This is a genomic window from Streptomyces fildesensis, assembly GCF_016107395.1.
GTDB lineage: Bacteria > Actinomycetota > Actinomycetes > Streptomycetales > Streptomycetaceae > Actinacidiphila > Actinacidiphila fildesensis.
In genome coordinates this window covers 450,696-467,745 of the sequence record NZ_JAAIKO010000001.1, presented here as the reverse complement: position 1 = coordinate 467,745, position 17,050 = coordinate 450,696, and the positions used below count along the sequence as shown (strand labels likewise).

Sequence of the window (17,050 nt, the reverse complement as noted above, 5' to 3'; positions counted from 1 at the left end):
GTGCGGCATTGCGCCGACCGGGTGACCCCCCGGGCGCAGGTTTGGACGCTGTGCACTCGTCCAACTACCTTGTGTAGCCGAATGGCGATCCTCCGCGGTGCCGCGCCGTGAGTGTCGCCGGGACGCGTCCCCGTGCCGTGTTCCACCAGATCACCGCACTTCTATGCCAAGCAGGTGGCCATGCCGAACCACGCCCGTCCGAAGCTGAACTCCCTGCTGCGCACCGCGGCCACCGTCACCGTCGCCGCGGCGGCCGCCGCCCTCGCGGCGAGCGGCTCGGCGTCGGCCGGCACGGCGCCGGCCCTCACCGACTCGGCCCTCGGCTCCGATTCGGCCGTCGGCTCGACGCTGGGTTCCGATTCCGCCCTGGGTTACGCGCTGGGCCCGGTCAAGCACCTGACGATCAACCCGCTGGCGCAGACCGGGGTGGACCCGCTGGACAACGTGGTAACCCCGCAGGTGGCGGACTTCAAGCCGGTGTCGACGGGCGCCGTGACCGGGCCGCTCTCCCAGGGGGACTCGGTGTCAGAGCTGCCGCTCGTGGGCCAGCTGTCCACCCTCCTGCCCGGCTGAGGAACCCTCCTCCACGTACGCCGCCCCCTGCCGGCCGGGTGCGGTGCCCGCTTCCGCTCCGCTCCTGGCCTTCGGCACGGCCGCGGCCGGGGTCGCGATGCCGATCGAGGCCGTCGCGACGGCCACTTCCGCGCGCCGGCCGTCGGCGTCGTCCGGGCACAGGCAGCTGGTGTCGGCGGCCTCCGCGACGTACAGCAGGGCGTAGCGGACCTCCTGCGGGTCGCCGGAGCGGACGGCGCGCAGCAGGGTGCGGACGACGCGGGTGGCGTCCACGGCGCGGTGCACGACGCGCGCGGCGGCCCCCAGAGCGGTGAGCGCCGCCACGATGATCCAGACGGTGGCGTCGCTGTCGTGGGTCCACAGGTCGCGCAGGAGCACCAGGGCCAGTCCGAGGAGCGTCAGGCCGCCGAACGAGACGCCGTCGCGGACGGCCAGCTTCCGCAGTACGGAAACCCGCCACCAGGGCGAGTCGTGGAAGTCCGGCGGCAGATGGAGACGGCGGGCCAGCAGCCGGTCGAGGGGCCGGGCCAGCGACAGCACCGGGTCGGTGGACGGCCGCTCGGGCTGCTCGGGTGTCGTGACGGTGGCGGGGACGGCTTCCGAGGGCCGCCAGTGGCGGCTCCAGCGCAGCTGCGAGAGCCCGAAGCCCAGCGCGCTCACCAGCAGTTCGGCCGCGCAGAGCACGCCGAGGATCGGCAGGCTGTCGGTGTCGAAGGCGTTGCCGCGCAGCGGCCGGGGCAGGGCGATGACGTCGATGGTGTCGCCGCGCCGGTAGTGCCCGTCGTCCGCCCGGATGCAGTCGACCTCGGCGTCCCTGCGGGAGCCGTCCCAGGGGTCGGCCCAGCCGACACCGCAGTAGTCGTCCCCGGTGTTCGACGTGACATGGGCGGTGACCTGCTTGCCGAACACGGCGATCGAGGCCACCGGTACGGCGCCGAGCAGCGCCAGGACGGCCAGGACGGCGCACCAGACCGGCAGCCGGGCCGGCAGGGCGCGTGGGGCCGGCCGTCCGGTGGGAGGCGCCTGGAGGGCGGCCCGCAGGGCACGGCTGTCGCCGCGGGCGGTCTCGACGCGGAGGCTGCCGCCCGACGGCGTGCGGTGGACGAGCGCGGTCCGCACGATCCGGCGGCCCGAGCCGGGCGCGGAGCCGGCGCGGGCGTACAGGGTGCGCTCGAAGGTGCCGCCGGGCGGCAGTTCCAGCACCGGTACCGGGCCGTCCGACGACAGGAAGTACAGCGGCCCGCCGGGCAGCGCCACCAGTTCACCGCGCTCGGAGGTACTGGACGGGCCGGTGTCAGGGGATGCGGACGGCGGCTCGTCGACGCGCAGCCGGCTGCGGATCCGTATCGGCCGGCCGGCGGCGATCGCGCGGGCCTTGCGGCGCCCGAGCCACACCGGGACGGACGGCACCAGGAAGCACAGGAACGCGCTGAAGGCGACGTAGGGAAGAACCCCGGTGAAGCCGTCCCACACAGGGATCCTCCGACGGTGGCGCACTGACGCGGGGAGACACGGCGGCGCGGTGAACAGGTACCTGAAAACGCAACGCCCCCCGCGGGTCAAGCCTGCCCCGCGAGGGGTGCCGGTGGACGGAGACCTTGCTCACACGCCCTGGTGCGTGCGTGAGCCTGGATCTCCGCCTGAGGTCGATCGCAGGCCGGTCAGACGCCGATCGGGTGCCAGACGGTCTTCGTCTCCAGGAACGCCTTGAGGCGGTCCAGGCCCGGGTCGGCGGACCAGTCGCCGTCCTTCGCGCCGCGGGGGCGCAGGACGCGCTTCATGTTGTCGGCCGCGGCGATCTGCAGATCCTTCGCCAGGCCGGCGTCCGCGCCCGTCAGGTCGATCGCGTTGACGTCCTGGTGCGAGGCGAGCGACGGAGAGATCTCCGCCGTCCGCCCGGACAGGATGTTGACGACGCCACCGGGCAGGTCCGAGGTGGCGAGCACCTCGCCCAGCGCCAGCGCGGGCAGCGGCGAGTTCTCGCTCGCCACGACGATCACCGTGTTGCCGGTGGCGATCGCCGGGGCGATCACCGAGACCAGGCCGAGGAACGACGACGCCTGGGGGGCGAGGACGACCACCACGCCGGTCGGCTCCGGGGTGGAGAGGTTGAAGAACGGTCCGGCGACGGGGTTCGCCGAGCCGACGATCTGGCCGATCTTGTCGGTCCAGCCCGCGTACCAGATCCAGCGGTCGACGGCCGCGTCCACCTGCGCCGCGGCCTTGGCCTTCGAGATGCCCTCGGCCGCCGCGACCTCGGCGGCGAACTGCTCACGCCGACCGTCCAGCATCTCGGCGACGCGGTAGAGCACCTGGCCGCGGTTGTACGCGGTGGCGCCCGACCAGCCGCCGAACGCCTTGCGGGCGGCCACCACCGCGTCCCGCGCGTCCTTGCGGGACGACAGCGGCGCGTTGGCGAGCCAGTTGCCCTTGGAGTCGGTCACCTCGTACACCCGCCCGCTCTCGCTGCGGGGGAACTTGCCCCCGACGTAAAGCTTGTACGTCTTGAAAACGCTGAGCCGCTCGGACTTTTCAGACTTCTCAGACATCGAGGTACGCCTCCAGGCCGTGACGGCCGCCTTCGCGGCCGAAGCCCGATTCCTTGTAGCCGCCGAAGGGCGAGGTCGGGTCGAACTTGTTGAACGTGTTGGCCCAGACGACGCCCGCGCGGAGCTGGTTCGCCATCCACAGGATGCGCGAGCCCTTCTCCGTCCAGATGCCGGCCGACAGGCCGTACTGCGTGTTGTTCGCCTTCTCGACGGCTTCAGCCGGGGTGCGGAACGTCAGCACGGACAGCACCGGGCCGAAGATCTCCTCGCGGGCGATCCGGTGCGCCTGGGTGACGTTCGTGAAGAGCGTCGGGCGGAACCAGTAGCCGGCGGACGGCAGGTCGCAGGCCGGGGCCCAGCGATCGGCGCCCTCGGCCTCGCCGGCCTCGGTGAGCTCGGTGATGCGGGCCAGCTGCTCGGCGGAGTTGATGGCGCCGATGTCGGTGTTCTTGTCCAGCGGGTCGCCGACGCGCAGCGTCTGCATACGGCGCTTGAGCGCGTCCAGCACCTCCTCGGCCACCGACTCCTGGACCAGGAGGCGGGAGCCGGCGCAGCAGACGTGCCCCTGGTTGAAGAAGATGCCGTTGACGATGCCCTCGACGGCCTGGTCGACCGGCGCGTCGTCGAAGACGATGTTGGCGGCCTTGCCACCCAGCTCCAGCGTGATTTTCTTGTCCGTGCCGGCGATGGAGCGGGCGATGGCCTTGCCGACCTCGGTGGAGCCGGTGAAGGCGACCTTGTTGATGTCGGGGTGCTCCACGAGCGCCGCGCCGGTGGCGCCGTCGCCCGTGATGATGTTGACGACGCCCTTGGGCAGCCCGGCCTGGCGGCAGATGTCCGCGAAGAACAGGGCGCTGAGCGGGGTCGTCTCGGCGGGCTTGAGCACCACCGTGTTGCCCGCGGCGAGCGCCGGGGCGATCTTCCACGCCAGCATCAGCAGCGGGAAGTTCCACGGGATGACCTGGCCGGCCACGCCCAGCGGGCGCGGGTCGGCGCCGTAGCCGGCGTGGCCGAGCTTGTCGGCCCAGCCCGCGTAGTAGAAGAAGTGCGCGGCGACCAGCGGCAGGTCGGTGTCGCGGGTCTCGCGGATCGGCTTGCCGTTGTCCAGCGACTCCAGCACGGCCAGCTCGCGGGAGCGCTCCTGCACGATGCGGGCGATCCGGAACAGGTACTTGGCGCGCTCGGCGCCGGGCAGCGCGGACCACTTCTCGAACGCCTTGCGGGCGGCCTTCACCGCCCGGTCGACGTCCTCGGCCCCGGCCTGGGCGACCTCGGAGAGGACCTCCTCCGAGGAGGGCGAAACGGTCTTGAAGACCTTGCCGTCGGCGGCCTCGGAGAACTGGCCGTCGATGAAGAGCCCGTACGACGGCGCGATGTCGACGACCGCGCGGGACTCGGGTGCGGGTGCGTATTCAAATGCCATGTCGGTCAGTCCACCGTCACGTAGTCGGGACCGGAGTATCGCCCGGTGCTGAGCTTCTGGCGCTGCATCAACAGATCGTTGAGCAGGCTGGATGCACCGAATCGGAACCAGTGCGGGGACAGCCACTCCTCGCCGAGCGTCTCGTTGACCATCACCAGGTACTTGATGGCGTCCTTCGTGGTGCGGATGCCGCCGGCCGGCTTCACTCCCACTTGTACACCCACCGCGTCGCGGAAGTCGCGGACGGCCTCCAGCATCAGCAGCGTGTTCGGCGGGGTCGCGTTGACCGCGACCTTGCCCGTCGAGGTCTTGATGAAGTCGGCGCCGGCGAGCATCGCGAGCCAGGAGCAGCGGCGGATGTTGTCGTACGTCGCCAGCTCGCCGTTCTCGAAGATCACCTTGAGGTGGGCGGCGCTGCCGTCCGGCCTTTGGCAGGCCGTCTTGACGGCCCTGATCTCCTCGAAGACCTGCAGGTAGCGGCCGGTGAGGAACGCACCACGGTCGATGACCATGTCGATCTCGTCCGCGCCCGCGGCCACCGCGTCGGCGGTGTCGGCGAGCTTCACCGGCAGCGCGGTGCGGCCGGCCGGGAAGGCGGTGGCGACGGAGGCGACGTTGATGCCGGATCCGCGCAGCGCCTCCTTCGCGGTCTTCACCATGTCGGGGTAGACACAGATCGCGGCGACCTTGGGGGCCGTGCGGTCGGTGGGATCCGGATGGATGCCCTTGGCGCACAGCGCCCGGACCTTGCCGGGGGTGTCCGCGCCTTCGAGCGTGGTCAGATCGATCATGGAGATCGCCAGGTCGATGGCGTAGGACTTCGCCGTCGTCTTGATCGAACGGGTGCCGAGCGTGGCGGCGCGGGCTTCGAGGCCGACGGCATCGACACCGGGCAGTCCGTGGAGGAAGCGGCGGAGTGCGGTGTCCGAGGCGGTCACGTCCGCCATCGTCGCCAGCCGGGCCGCGGCTTCTGGGCCGAAAGCGGGAACAGTGGGCATGGTCACCACATGAGCATATCTACGCGCGTAGCGACCTGTCACCACCACCCCCCTGATTCGTTCGCCACACCCGGGCGTGTTCGCGGCGGGGCGGGCGGGTGCCTCCGGGGCTGTGTGCGCTGCGGTGTCGGCTGCCGTGGCGGCCGTGGGGCCGGGTGGGCGCACAGGGCCCGCGCCGCAAGGCCACAGGGGGGATGGCCGGCCCCTTTTCCTACCACCGCTTCCTGCTACCGCGCTGTTTTCTCGATCCATGCCGACGCCGTACCGATCTGTCCCGATGCCGTACCGCAACCTGTGCGCGACCGGCCGCGCGGCACCCGTCAGGCAGAATCGGGCCTTATGACGAGTTCCGACGACCCCACGCCGACCCCGCAGCCCGACCGGCCGAAGTACGACGACCGCGCCTACCGGTCGGTGGCCGGCATCGTCACCGGCACGCTGCTGATCGCGCTCTCCCTGTGGCTCGGCGCCGACGCGGTGCTCCGCGGCTCGGGACGCACCCCGTGGCTGACCCTCGCCGGGCTCCTGGCGGCCCTGCCCCTGCTGGCGGCCTTCACGATCCGGCCCGCCGTCTTCGCGGGCGAGGAACGGCTCCGCATCCGCAATCCCTTCCGGACGATCACCGTGCCGTGGTCGGCCGTGGAACACCTGCGGGCCGGCTACTCCACCGAGGTCGTCGCCGGCGGCCAGCGCTTCCAGCTCTGGGCGATCCCGGTCTCGCTGCGCGCCCGCAAGCGCGTCGCCCGCCAGACCGCCCGCGCCGCCACCGCGACGGCCCGCCAGTCCTCCGCCCTCAACGCCCCGGAGATCCCGCCCCGCGCCTGGTCCGACCAGGCCGTCGACGAACTCCGCGAGCTCGCCGAGACCAACGCCGCCAAGCCCGGCGCCCAGGGCGAGGTCAGCGTCCGCTGGGCCTACGAGGTCATCGCCCCGATCATCACCGGCGCCATCGTCCTGGCCGTCCTCCTCGTCATCGGCTGACCCCCGGCCGCTCCGACGGCCGGCGTCAGATCACGGGCATCACGGGCAGGCGGTATTCGAGTTCGTACAGGTGGCCTGCCTTCACCATCACGGAAGCCTCGATAGGGCGGCCACCATCGGAGTGGACCACCCGGAAGGTGCGCAGCACGCACACCTCGGCGGGCAGCTCCAGCACGGTGAATTCCTCGGACGTCGGCGGACGCGCGGAGACCCGGTCGACGAACTCCCGGGGCGGATGGCCCAGCTCGGCGAGGAGCGTCGGTGATCCACCGCGGATGCGTCGGCGGTCGGTGAGACGAGTGCCCCGGGCCAGTTCGACCGGGTAGTAGGAGCGCACGAGCTCCGCCGGCTCGTCGTCGAGCAGCATGAGCCGGGACCGGAGTACGGCGGTCCCGCCGTCCGCCAGTCCGAGCGCCTCCGCGACATCATGCGGGGCCGTAACCTCCGCGACATCGAGGATCCGGGTCGCTCCGGTCCGCGAACGGGCTGCCGCCTGCTCCATCCAGCGATCCGGCGCGCCGCTCTCCGGCGGCGGGATGTACGAGGCCGGAACAATGGTGTGGTTCGGCTGCTCGCGGATGAAGACCCCTTTTCCGGGATGCCCGACGGCGAAGCCCTCGCCCTTCAGGATCTGGAGCGCCTTCTGGACGGTGGTGCCGACCACGCCGAACTCGTTCATGAGCTGTTGTGTGGAAGGCAGCTTGCTGCCCGGCTCCAATCGGCGCGCCATGATCCGGTCACGCAGTTCCGCAGCGATCTGCTGATGGGCGGGCCGGGTGTCGTTCCAGTGGGGCATGCGTCAGCCGAGCCGGAGCCGGTAGCGCAGCACGCGATCGCTTGCGGTCATGGTCATCACGCAGGCCTCCATCGGTTGATCGTCACCGGAGAGGATAAGCCGCGACAGGAGGATCACCGGGTCCTGTTCGCCGAGTTGAAGGGCTTCCCGTTCCACTTCGGTGGGCATACGTGCGGTGACCGATTCCTCGACGTGCCCCGCCACATGGCCGAGCCGGGCGAGCAGCGTGACTGCTCCTCCGGGCACCTTCCTCTGCTCGGCGAGCTCGGTGCCGGCCGCGATGCGGGCCGGGTAGTACGAGTCCGCGAGCTCCACGGGCAGGCCATCAAGCAGGATCAGGCGTCGTCGTACGACCACCTGCTCGCCCTCCGGGAGGCGTAGGGCCCGGGCGACTTCAAGCGGAGGCACGACCATCCCCGCAGCGAGAAGTCGCTGTCCGCCGCGACGGTTGTTCTCCGCGGCCTCCTCCGTCCACGCGTCCGACCGGCCCTGCCCACGGGGAGTCAGGTACCGCGTCGATTCGCTCTCCCATTCCTCGTTCGTCAAGGGCCGTTCCTTCCATCGGCGGACCTCCAACGTATCGCCAGGAGCCGTGGAGGCGGAGTTGCTGACACCTTGCAACCTTAAGTCGATTCGCCTTAAGGTTTGCTGTGAGCTTCGCAACACCCTTGCGAGGCACTGCTGCAGGGGGATCGATGGACCCAATGCATTCCGAGCCCGTCCCGTCGGGGGCCGCGCAACGATTCTTCGACGCCGTACCGGCATCGATCGCCATAGCCCGCGACTTCGCGACCACAACTCTGGCGGCCTGGGGCCTGTCAGGACGAGCCGATGACGTACGGCTCTGCGTCTCCGAGCTCGCCTCCAACGCCCTCACCCACGCCGCCGCCCCCGGCCGCGGATTTCTCGTGAAGGTGGCCGCCGCCGGTGGGTGGGTCCGAATCGAGGTCCACGACAGCAGTAGGACCGTGCCGCGCATTCGGCGGTCCGGCTCTACGGACATCTCCGGGCGCGGCCTGCTGATCGTCGATGAGCTCTCCGACGGTTGGGGCGTCGAGGACCGCGAACCGATCGGCAAGGTGGTCTGGTCGCGATTCAGGGCCGAGTCCGCGTCCGAATCCGGAGCGGGCGCCAGCACCGACGCCCGGCCCGACATGCGCGGGCGGGGCGACATCCTGCACGGGCGCCCGGCCCTCGTGATCGGGTTCGGCAAGCTCGGATCGAGCATTGCCCGGCTGCTGCACGCCAAGGGCGTCCATGTGACCGTCTTCGACATCGACCCCGTCCGCCGGACGCAGGCGCTTTCTCAGGGCTTCACCGTCGCCCGGGACCGGGAGAGCGCGCTGAACGGGGCAGGGCTGGTGCTCTGCGCCACGGGCGCGATCTCGTTACGCGGGGAGGACTTCCCGCATTTGCGCAATGGAGCGTACGTCGCCACCGTGACGAGCAGTGAGGATGAACTGGAACTGCTCGGACTGCCGGACGTCTACACCCGAGCGACGGTGAGCGAGCACGTGACCCGCTACCGGACCACGGGCCACTACTTCTATCTGGCCAACGGCGGCAACGCCGTCAACTTTCTGCACGGCGCCAGCGTGGGGCCTTTCATCTTCCTGGTGCAGGCCGAGATCCTGGCGGCCATCAGGATGCTCACCCGCGGTGATCTCGAATCCGGTATGCACGAGGTCAGCGCGACCGACCGCGCCGCCATCGCGGCGATCTGGCTCAACTACTTCAACAGGTGATCGACTTGGCCATCACGTCCGAACACATCCGTGCCACCGTTGACGCGTACCTGGACGCGCACCCTGAGGAGAAGGACGCGCTGTCCGTCGTGCTCGGGCTGCTTGACGACGGGGCCGACCTCAGCAGCCGTCAGGAGTTCCGCGGGCATGCCACGGCCGGCGCGGTTCTCGTCAACCGGGAGGGCGAGGTCCTGCACATTCACCATCTGGCTCTGGACACGTGGCTGCTGCCCGGCGGCCACCTCGAACCGCAGGACACCACGCTGCATGACGCGGCCCTGCGGGAGCTCACCGAGGAAACGGGTATCGCCATGGAATCGGTCACCTCGGTCGGCGACCGGCCCGTTCACATCGATACTCATCCGATCCCGGCCAACGCCGCCAAGGGCGAACCCGGCCACCGGCACATCGACTTCCGGTTCCTCTTCCGCACCGCGGCCGATGTGAGGGAACTGCAGGCCGAAGAGGTGACCGACTTCGCTTGGCGTGACGCGCCGACCCTTGCCGATGAGCGACTTCGTCAGCGGGTCCGCTCCGGGATCCGCTGAACCGGAGGGCGGAGAGCGCTTGCTCGGGTGGGGTGAACGAGGGGCAACTTCGTGGTGAAGGCATGCTGTGGTGCTCCTGTGAGTACGCCCTTTGTCTGCGCAGTCTCATTACATTGCGTGTGCTGCATGTCTGCCGCATATGCAGCCTTCCTTGAGACGGCCAGCAGGGGTGGGGGATGGCAGCAGGGGACACGGGGGGCGCGGCCGGGGTCGGTGCGCGCTGTCGGATAGACATCGATGACGAGGGATTTCACTCCTGGCGGCTCACCGCCCAGAACGGGCGGACGGTAGCGGTCGGCGCAACCGCTTACCCGGACTACGGGGAGTGCCTGCGGGCGTTCGGGCGGTTGTGTGCCGGGTCGGAGGGGCTGCCCGGGGGAGTGCAGCACGCCGCCGACAGCAACGGCTGGGTGTGGCGGCTGCGCGGTGCGGACGGGCAGACGGTCGCCGTCTCGTCGCGGGCCTACGAGCGGCACTCGACCTGCCAGACCGCCTACGACCGCTTCCGCGCGCTGCTTGCCGAGATGGGTGCCGCCGGGACCGAACAGGTGGACAACGGTCTCTCCGAAGGAGCCGATGTGCGGTAACTGACGCCATGTGAAACGAAGTTGCCTCTACGGGGCCCCTCGTTCACATCGCCTTGCGCACGCGTCCACCGCACCCCGTGAACGTCAGCCATGTGACGACACGAACGCATGACCGACCACCCGCGGCAGCCGCCGCCGAGGACGTACCGAGGCGGCTGCACGCGGATCCCGGGCTGCCCGACCGTGTCTTCCGCGCGGTGGCCCGGGGCGGTGGGGGGTTCGTGCTGGCGGTGATGCTGCTGGTCGGCGGGTTTCTGCTCTACCGGGCGTGGCAGGCGCTGTCGAAAGCCGGCTTCTCGTTCCTCACCACGGAGGCGTGGGAGCCCGACGCCGGGAACTTCGGCATCGCGGCCGTCCTCACCGGCACGGTGCTCATCGCCCTCGTCGCGATCTGCTTCGCCGTACCGCTCGCCATCGGTACGGCGCTCTACATCTGCGAGTACTCGCCGCCCCGGCTGCGCCAGACGCTGATCAGTCTGGTCGACCTGATGGCCGCCGTGCCCTCGGTGGTCTACGGGCTGTGGGGGCTGTTCTTCCTCCAGGGGCACGTGCTGGGCACGGCGCGCTGGATCGCCCGGTACTTCGGCTGGTTCCCGCTGTTCAAGGTCGACGGCGCCGACCCGTCGGACCCGCTCGCGACCGCCACCGTCTACACCTCCTCCACCTTCGTCGCGGGCATCGTCGTCGCGCTGATGGTCGCGCCGATCGCCTGCTCGGTGATGCGGGAGGTCTTCTCGCAGGCGCCGGTCGGTGAGCGGGAGGGCGCCTACGCGCTCGGTGCGACGCGCTGGGGCATGATCCGCAGCGTCGTGCTGCCGTTCGGCAAGGGCGGCATGATCGGCGGCACGATGCTGGGCCTGGGCCGCGCGCTCGGCGAGACCATCGGCGTGTACCTGATCATCTCGCCGGTCTTCGCGGTCCAGCCACACATCCTGCAGAACGGCTCCAGCTCCGTCTCCTCGCTGATCGCCCTGCGGTACGGCGAGGCCAGCGAGTTCGGCATGTCCGCGCTGATGGCCGCGGGCCTCGCGCTCTTCCTGATGACCCTCGTCGTCAACTTCGCCGCATCGTCGATCGTCGCCCGCAGCCGGTCCGGCGCGGCCAGCGACTCCTGAGGAAGGCCCGATGACCCTCGTCGCCCCGCCGCGCGGAGACAACGCCATGAGCGCCCAGAACTCCCCGCGCACCACTCTTCCCTCGAAGTCGACGTCACCCGACGCCGGGAGCCCCCGCGAGCCGCGCCGCCGGCTCGCGCTGCTGCGTGCCACCGATGTGTACGCGGTGCTGGGCGCCGCGGCGGCCTCGCTGAGCATCACCGCGCTGCTCTTCACCCGGCTGCTGCCGTTCAGCGGCGGGCTCGGCTTCACGCTCGTGGCGTACGGGCTCTTCCTCGGGCTGTACGCGCTGCTGGTCTCCTTCGACGAGGACGGTCCCGCCGTCCGCGACCGGGTGGCGGCCGTCCTCGCCCAGAGCCTGGGCCTGCTGATGCTCGCCGCGCTCGCCTTCGTCGTCGTCTACACCCTGTGGGAGGGCCGCAAGGCGCTGCCGCACCTGAACTTCTACACGCAGGACATGGCGTCGGCCGGGCCCCTCGACCCGCTGGCGGCGGGCGGGATCCTGCACGCGATCACCGGCACGCTGGAGCAGATCGGGATCGCGCTGGTGGTCACCGTTCCGACCGGGCTGCTGTGCGCGGTGTTCCTCAACGAGGTGCCGGGCCGGTTCGCGCGCTTCGTGCGGACCATCGTGGAGGCCATGACGGCCCTGCCGTCGATCGTCGCGGGCCTGTTCATCTACGCCACCGCGATCCTCACCCTCGGTCTCGACCGCTCAGGACTGGCCGCCGCCCTCGCGCTCTCCGTGATGATGCTGCCGATCATCATCCGCGCCGCCGACGTCGTCATCCGGCTGGTGCCCGGCCCGTTGCGCGAGGCCGCGTACGCCCTCGGCACCTCGCGCTGGCGGACGGTGTGGCACGTGGTGCTGCCCACCGCCAGGTCCGGGCTCACCACGTCCGTGATCCTCGGCACCGCGCGCGGCATCGGGGAGACCTCGCCGGTGCTGCTCACCGCCGGATTCACCGCCGTCACCAACACCGATCCGCTGTCGGGGCCGCAGGTCTCGCTGCCACTGGCCACGTTCGAGTTCATCAAGTCGCCCGAGCCGACGATGATCGCCCGCGGATTCGGCACGGCCGCCGTGCTGATGGCGCTCGTCCTGCTGCTGTTCGTCGCCGCCCGGGTGATCGGCGGGCGCGGCCCAGGCCGGCTGACCCGCCGCCAGGAACACCGCCGTGTGCTGGCCTCGCGCCGCGACGCGGCCCGGTTCGCCGCACGGTTCGCCGCCCGCGCCGAGGAACAGCTCGACTCCGGCTCCCGTGCATCCGCCCCGACCAGGAGTGCTTCGTGATACCCGCACCCGTACTACCGCCCGCTGATGCCCGCCGCATCCGCGCCGCCCGCGCCGTCGCCGCGCTCCTCGCGCTCCTCTGCGTGCTGCTCGCCGTCGAGCTGCCCGCGGCACCCGCCGCGCACGCCGACTCGTACACCAAGATCAGCGGGGCGGGGTCCACCTGGAGCTCCAACGCGCTGGACCAGTGGCGCCGCAACGTCACCCAGTACGGGATGACGGTGAACTACGCGGCGGTCGGATCGTCCGTCGGGCGCGAGCAGTTCAAGAACGGGGTCTCGGACTTCGGCGTCTCGGAAATCCCGTACGGGCTGACCGAGTTCGGCGTGAAGGAGGCGCCGCCGAAGCGCGGCTACGCCTATATGCCGATCGTGGCGGGCGGCACCTCGTTCATGTACAACCTCAAGATCGGCGGCAAGCGGGTCACCAACCTGCGGCTGTCCGGCGCGGTGCTCACCAAGATCTTCACGGGGAAGATCACCATGTGGAACGCACCCGAGGTCGCGGCCGACAACCCCGGCCTGACGCTCCCGGCCCGCCGGGTCATCCCCGTCGTCCGCTCCGACGGTTCCGGCACCACCGCGCAGTTCAGCACCTGGATGGCCAAGGAGCAGAGCGGCCTGTGGAACGACTACTGCCGCCGCGCCGGCAAGCCGACGCCCTGCGGCCTGACGTCGTACTACCCGGTCATCCCCGGCTCCGGGTTCACCGCCCAGTCCGGCTCGCTCGGCGTCTCCGGCTACGTCCGGCAGCCCCAGGCGGAGGGCGCGATCACGTACGTCGAGTACTCGTACGCGATCAAGACCGGCTTTCCCGTCGCCAAGCTGCTCAACAGCAGCGGCTACTACGTCGAGCCGACGGCCTCCAGCGTCGCTGTGGGCCTGATGTCCGCCCGGATCAACGACGACAAGAACTCCACGGACTATCTGACGCAGATCCTCGACAACGTCTACCGCTCCGGTGACCGCCGGGCCTACCCGCTGTCCAGCTACAGCTACATGATCGTCCCGACCACGAACGAGGCGCCGTTCACCGAGGACAAGGGCAGAACGCTCGGGGCCTTCGCCTACTACTTCCTCTGCGAGGGGCAGCAGCAGGCCGACCAGCTCGGCTACTCGCCGCTGCCCATCAACCTGGTGCAGGCCGGGCTCTCGCAGGTCCGCCGGATCCCCGGCGTCGAGGCCAAGAACGTCGACATCAAGGGTTGCCGCAACCCCACCTTCTCCTCCGACGGCTCCAACACCCTCGCCAAGAACGCCCCGTACCCGCAGCCCTGCGACAAGCGCGGGACGACGCAGTGCTCGACGGGCACGGCGGGTGCCAGGAACCAGCAGACGCCGGTGAAGTCCGGCGCCAACGGCGGCAGCTCGTCCGGCAGTTCGTCCGGCAGTTCGTCCGGAACCACCGGCGGGACGACTGCCGGCACGTCCGGCGGCACCGCGGCGGGCGGGACCACCGCCGGCGCCACGACGGCGGGCGCGACGACCGGCACCACTGGCGCCACGGCCATCGACCCGGACACCGGGGAGCAGCTGCCGGCCGACAGCGGCGGTGGCGGCGACGCGACCGTGGCGGGCAACCCCGTCTCGCTCGCCGCCGACGGGCAGGGCGCGCTGCGCACCACGCTGATGGCGCTCTCCGCGATCCTGCTGCTCGGTGTGGTCGTCGGCCCGCCGATCGCCGCCCGCGCACTGGGCGCGCGCAGCGGCCGCAGCGGCCGCACCGCCCGCACCCCAGGCAAGGGAGCGGACGCATGAACAGGCTCAACAGCAAGCGCGCGAGCAGGCGTCCGGGCCGGCAGATCCTCGGGTTCGCCGCTCTCCTCGCGGCCCTCGTCATCGCCCTGCTGCCACTGCCCGTCACCACGTCCCAGGCCAGCGCCGCCGACGGCGAGGAGTCGGCCGTCACGCTCTCCGGCAGCAAGGGCCGCTACGACGACTTCTCCGCTCTGAAGGTCACCGTCCACCAGACGAAGAAGCTGCGGGCGCAGGGCGTCCGGGTGACCTGGACCGGCGGGGCACCGACCACCGACACCGAGTTCACCTCCAACTATCTGCAGATCATGCAGTGCTGGGGGGACGGCCGGAACGGGCCCGACCGGGAGAACTGCGAGTTCGGTGCCTCGGGCATCGGCGGCACCGGCGGCCGGTGGGCCGGCCAGCGGGCGCTGCCCGACCAGGTCGACCCAGGCGAGAAGACGTACGTCCTGGACCCGGCGCACCCCTTCGACAACCCCTTCGTGCCGTTCCGCCCGGTCAAGGGAAAGCCGACCAAGTCGTCCACGGACTTCACCTACTTCGGGCCCATCGACACCAACGAGCAGCCGTTCGTACGCGTCGGGGCCGACGGCACCGGGGAGTCGGTCTTCGAGGCGCAGACCGTCGTCCAGGCGCCCCATCTCGGCTGCGGCGACGCCACGGCCGCCGGCCCGCGGCACTGCTGGCTGGTCGTCGTGCCGCGCGGGGCGCACGACACGGACGGTACGACGGCGACCGCCGGGGACAAGGTCGACGCGTCCGGGCTGTCCACCACCAGCTGGGAACAACGGCTCGTCTTCCGGCTGGACTTCCTGGCCACCGGCTCCTACTGCCCGATCGGCCAGCCCGAGTCCCGCACCATCGGTTCGGAGATGGTGACGGACGCCCTCACGTCCTGGCAGCCCACGCTCTGCCAGAGCACCGGTACGACCTTCGGGTTCAGCCAGAGCGGCGAGCCCTACGCCCGCCGCCAGGTGACGGCGGCGGCCGCCGCCGCCCCCGGTCTGGCCTTCACCCTCGACCCGGTGGAGGCCGCGGAAGGCGGGCCACCCGTCGTGCACGCGCCGGTCGCGGTCTCCGGCCTCACCCTCGGGTTCTACATCGAGACACCGGGCTCCGGCGAACTGCAGGAAATGAGACTGACGCCACGGCTCGTCGCGAAAATGCTCACGCATTCCTATATCCGTGACGTGCCGGGCTGGCAATTGGCGCAGCCGCCCGCACATGTGGCGAAGAATCCGGCGTCCCTGCGCAACGACCCGGAATTCATCGCCCTCAATCCGCAGTACAAGAACTGGGCGGTCGACGCGGCCCGGCCGCTTTCCCTGCTGGTGCCGCTGGACGAGACCGACACCGCGCGCCTGGTCTGGCAGTGGCTGCGGTCGGACCCGGAGGCCAGGGACTTCCTCGCCGGGAAGCCGGATCCCTGGGGCGCGAAGATCAATCCGTACTTCGGCAGCCTGACCCTGGACAAGGACACCGGCCTGACCGACTTCCCCAAGTCCGACCCGACGCTGTCGCCCGCGCTCTCCGTACCCCCGAACGACCCGCTCCAGTACGGGATCACCGACCTGGACCCGTACACCCAGGACATGCACGACAGCGCCCAGCGCACCCGGCGCGGCAACACCGGGCGGACGATCGTCGCCGAGCTCGACAGCAACGCCCACAAGGCGAAGCTGGTCAGCCAGGCCTCCAAGCCCGGCGACCGGGCCGTCATCGCCCTCGTCGACTCCGCCTCCGCGGCCCGGTACGGACTGCGGACCGCCGCGCTGCGCACCGCCGACGGCACGTTCGTGAAGCCGACGAACGACGCGCTCGCCAAGGGCGTCGGCACGATGCGGCCGTCGGCCGTCCCCGGGGTGCTGACCCCCGACCCCGCGAGCGCCAGGGGCGGGGCGTACCCGCTGACCACCGTCACGTACGCCGCCGCCTCGACCGGCCGGCCCGCGGCGGACCGCGCGGCGTACAGCCGGCTCATGCGGTACGCGGCGGGGCCGGGCCAGACGCCCGGCGTGTCGGCGGGCCAGCTGCCGCCCGGCTACGCGCCCATGCCGCAGTCGCTGCGCACCCAGGCGCTCGCCGCCGCCACCACCCTGGAGAAGGCGACGGACCCGCCGGGGGCGGACGGCGGCGCCACGGCCGGCGCGGGATCCGCGGGCGGCACGGTCGGGACCTCGTCCGGCACCGGCGGCGGCGCGACGACCGGCGGTCCCGGCGGCGGCACCGCCGGCACGTCCGGCGGGCCACCGGCGTCCGCCACCCCGCCCGTGAACCCCGCCCAGCACATCGATCCGCAGAAGCAGAACGTCGTCCGCGCCACCGGCTCCACGCCGGGCGCGGTGCTCGGCGCCATCCGCTGGGTGCTGCTGGCGGTCCTCGTCGCGGGCGGCGGCTCGGCGCTGGCCGGCCCGGCGATGCTCCAGTGGGGGGTGTGGCGCCGGCGGTCCTGAGGAGGGCCGTTGCATGCCGGGGGATTCGTGGTGCCTGAAGGGGATACCAGCAGTCGCATTCGCTGTGGCGAATCTCCTAAGGGGTGCCTTGGAAACCCTCCCGTAACCTTTTCATCCGCCCCAATTGGTGGCCACCGCAACGTAATTCGGGAATTGTTTGCGGTGGCCGGCCGACGGGTCGGCAGCACGAAAGTCCGGATTTTGCTTGCACGTCCATTCGGTATCCGTTTA

Annotated in this window: 15 protein-coding genes; 9 read left to right on the top strand and 6 right to left on the bottom strand. The window is 71.0% G+C overall.

Going from position 1 to position 17,050, the window contains the following annotated elements; translation table 11 throughout:
• Positions 1 to 180: 180 nt before the first annotated feature.
• Positions 181 to 573 (top strand): hypothetical protein, encoded by a 393-nt coding sequence (locus C6N31_RS02020; protein ID WP_198357050.1) that lies wholly within the window; start codon positions 181 to 183, stop codon positions 571 to 573.
• Here the strand turns inward: C6N31_RS02020 and C6N31_RS02015 are convergent.
• From C6N31_RS02015 to deoC, 4 genes are all read right to left on the bottom strand, one after another.
• Positions 526 to 2,046, bottom strand: a complete 1,521-nt coding sequence (locus tag C6N31_RS02015; RefSeq protein ID WP_198357049.1) for a hypothetical protein — start codon at positions 2,044 to 2,046, stop codon at positions 526 to 528. The two genes, C6N31_RS02020 and C6N31_RS02015, sit on opposite strands and share 48 nt — an antisense overlap.
• Positions 2,047 to 2,234: 188 nt before the next feature.
• On the bottom strand, positions 2,235 to 3,122 hold the full coding sequence (locus C6N31_RS02010) for an aldehyde dehydrogenase family protein (protein WP_198357048.1): 888 nt from the start codon (positions 3,120 to 3,122) through the stop codon (positions 2,235 to 2,237).
• Positions 3,115 to 4,545, bottom strand: a complete 1,431-nt coding sequence (locus tag C6N31_RS02005; protein ID WP_138352204.1) for an aldehyde dehydrogenase family protein — start codon at positions 4,543 to 4,545, stop codon at positions 3,115 to 3,117. The genes C6N31_RS02010 and C6N31_RS02005 overlap by 8 nt, the downstream gene beginning before the upstream one ends.
• 5 nt (positions 4,546 to 4,550) lie before the next feature.
• Positions 4,551 to 5,543 (bottom strand): deoxyribose-phosphate aldolase, encoded by a 993-nt coding sequence (gene deoC / locus C6N31_RS02000; RefSeq protein WP_187145318.1) that lies wholly within the window; start codon positions 5,541 to 5,543, stop codon positions 4,551 to 4,553.
• 339 nt (positions 5,544 to 5,882) lie between these two features.
• On the opposite strand from deoC, the gene C6N31_RS01995 reads away from it, so the two are divergent.
• On the top strand, positions 5,883 to 6,524 hold the full coding sequence (locus C6N31_RS01995; protein WP_198357047.1) for a PH domain-containing protein: 642 nt from the start codon (positions 5,883 to 5,885) through the stop codon (positions 6,522 to 6,524).
• Between the two features lie 25 nt (positions 6,525 to 6,549).
• Here C6N31_RS01995 and C6N31_RS01990 read toward each other — a convergent pair whose 3' ends face one another.
• Positions 6,550 to 7,320, bottom strand: a complete 771-nt coding sequence (locus tag C6N31_RS01990) for a GntR family transcriptional regulator (RefSeq protein ID WP_138352202.1) — start codon at positions 7,318 to 7,320, stop codon at positions 6,550 to 6,552.
• Between the two features lie 3 nt (positions 7,321 to 7,323).
• Positions 7,324 to 7,866: a GntR family transcriptional regulator gene (locus C6N31_RS01985; RefSeq protein WP_164294925.1), complete on the bottom strand. Its 543-nt coding sequence runs from the start codon at positions 7,864 to 7,866 to the stop codon at positions 7,324 to 7,326.
• A 149-nt stretch (positions 7,867 to 8,015) separates the two neighbouring features.
• Here C6N31_RS01985 and C6N31_RS01980 point away from each other — a divergent pair, with 149 nt between their 5' ends.
• The 7 genes from C6N31_RS01980 to C6N31_RS01950 all read left to right on the top strand — a co-directional run bounded on the left by C6N31_RS01980 (position 8,016) and on the right by C6N31_RS01950 (position 16,819).
• The gene (locus tag C6N31_RS01980) at positions 8,016 to 9,065 is read left to right on the top strand and encodes an ATP-binding protein (RefSeq protein ID WP_232484666.1); all 1,050 of its coding nucleotides are present in this window, start codon (positions 8,016 to 8,018) and stop codon (positions 9,063 to 9,065) included.
• On the top strand, positions 9,062 to 9,613 hold the full coding sequence (locus C6N31_RS01975) for an NUDIX hydrolase (protein ID WP_307811155.1): 552 nt from the start codon (positions 9,062 to 9,064) through the stop codon (positions 9,611 to 9,613). The genes C6N31_RS01980 and C6N31_RS01975 overlap by 4 nt, the downstream gene beginning before the upstream one ends.
• Before the next feature lie 176 nt (positions 9,614 to 9,789).
• On the top strand, positions 9,790 to 10,200 hold the full coding sequence (locus C6N31_RS01970) for a DUF1508 domain-containing protein (protein ID WP_138352200.1): 411 nt from the start codon (positions 9,790 to 9,792) through the stop codon (positions 10,198 to 10,200).
• Positions 10,201 to 10,292: 92 nt separating this feature from the next.
• A complete protein-coding gene (gene pstC, locus C6N31_RS01965) occupies positions 10,293 to 11,315 on the top strand; it encodes a phosphate ABC transporter permease subunit PstC (RefSeq protein ID WP_138352199.1) in 1,023 nt (340 codons plus the stop codon).
• 10 nt (positions 11,316 to 11,325) lie between these two features.
• On the top strand, positions 11,326 to 12,609 hold the full coding sequence (gene pstA / locus C6N31_RS01960; protein ID WP_198357046.1) for a phosphate ABC transporter permease PstA: 1,284 nt from the start codon (positions 11,326 to 11,328) through the stop codon (positions 12,607 to 12,609).
• Positions 12,606 to 14,366, top strand: coding sequence for a phosphate ABC transporter substrate-binding protein PstS (gene pstS, locus C6N31_RS01955; RefSeq protein WP_269289463.1), 1,761 nt, complete (start codon positions 12,606 to 12,608; stop codon positions 14,364 to 14,366). Before pstA ends, pstS begins: the two co-directional genes overlap by 4 nt.
• The gene (locus C6N31_RS01950; RefSeq protein WP_198357045.1) at positions 14,363 to 16,819 is read left to right on the top strand and encodes a hypothetical protein; all 2,457 of its coding nucleotides are present in this window, start codon (positions 14,363 to 14,365) and stop codon (positions 16,817 to 16,819) included. Before pstS ends, C6N31_RS01950 begins: the two co-directional genes overlap by 4 nt.
• The last annotated feature ends 231 nt before the right edge of the window (positions 16,820 to 17,050 follow it).

Excerpts from the sequence above, each read along its gene's own strand:
- C6N31_RS02020 (WP_198357050.1), top strand. The coding sequence starts at position 181 with ATGCCGAACCACGCCCGTCCGAAGCTGAACTCCCTGCTGCGCACCGCG.
- C6N31_RS02010 (WP_198357048.1), bottom strand. The coding sequence starts at position 3,122 with ATGTCTGAGAAGTCTGAAAAGTCCGAGCGGCTCAGCGTTTTCAAGACG.
- C6N31_RS02005 (WP_138352204.1), bottom strand. The coding sequence starts at position 4,545 with ATGGCATTTGAATACGCACCCGCACCCGAGTCCCGCGCGGTCGTCGAC.
- deoC (WP_187145318.1), bottom strand. The coding sequence starts at position 5,543 with ATGCCCACTGTTCCCGCTTTCGGCCCAGAAGCCGCGGCCCGGCTGGCG.
- C6N31_RS01995 (WP_198357047.1), top strand. The coding sequence starts at position 5,883 with ATGACGAGTTCCGACGACCCCACGCCGACCCCGCAGCCCGACCGGCCG.
- C6N31_RS01990 (WP_138352202.1), bottom strand. The coding sequence starts at position 7,320 with ATGCCCCACTGGAACGACACCCGGCCCGCCCATCAGCAGATCGCTGCG.
- C6N31_RS01980 (WP_232484666.1), top strand. The coding sequence starts at position 8,016 with ATGGACCCAATGCATTCCGAGCCCGTCCCGTCGGGGGCCGCGCAACGA.
- C6N31_RS01970 (WP_138352200.1), top strand. The coding sequence starts at position 9,790 with ATGGCAGCAGGGGACACGGGGGGCGCGGCCGGGGTCGGTGCGCGCTGT.
- pstA (WP_198357046.1), top strand. The coding sequence starts at position 11,326 with ATGACCCTCGTCGCCCCGCCGCGCGGAGACAACGCCATGAGCGCCCAG.
- C6N31_RS01950 (WP_198357045.1), top strand. The coding sequence starts at position 14,363 with ATGAACAGGCTCAACAGCAAGCGCGCGAGCAGGCGTCCGGGCCGGCAG.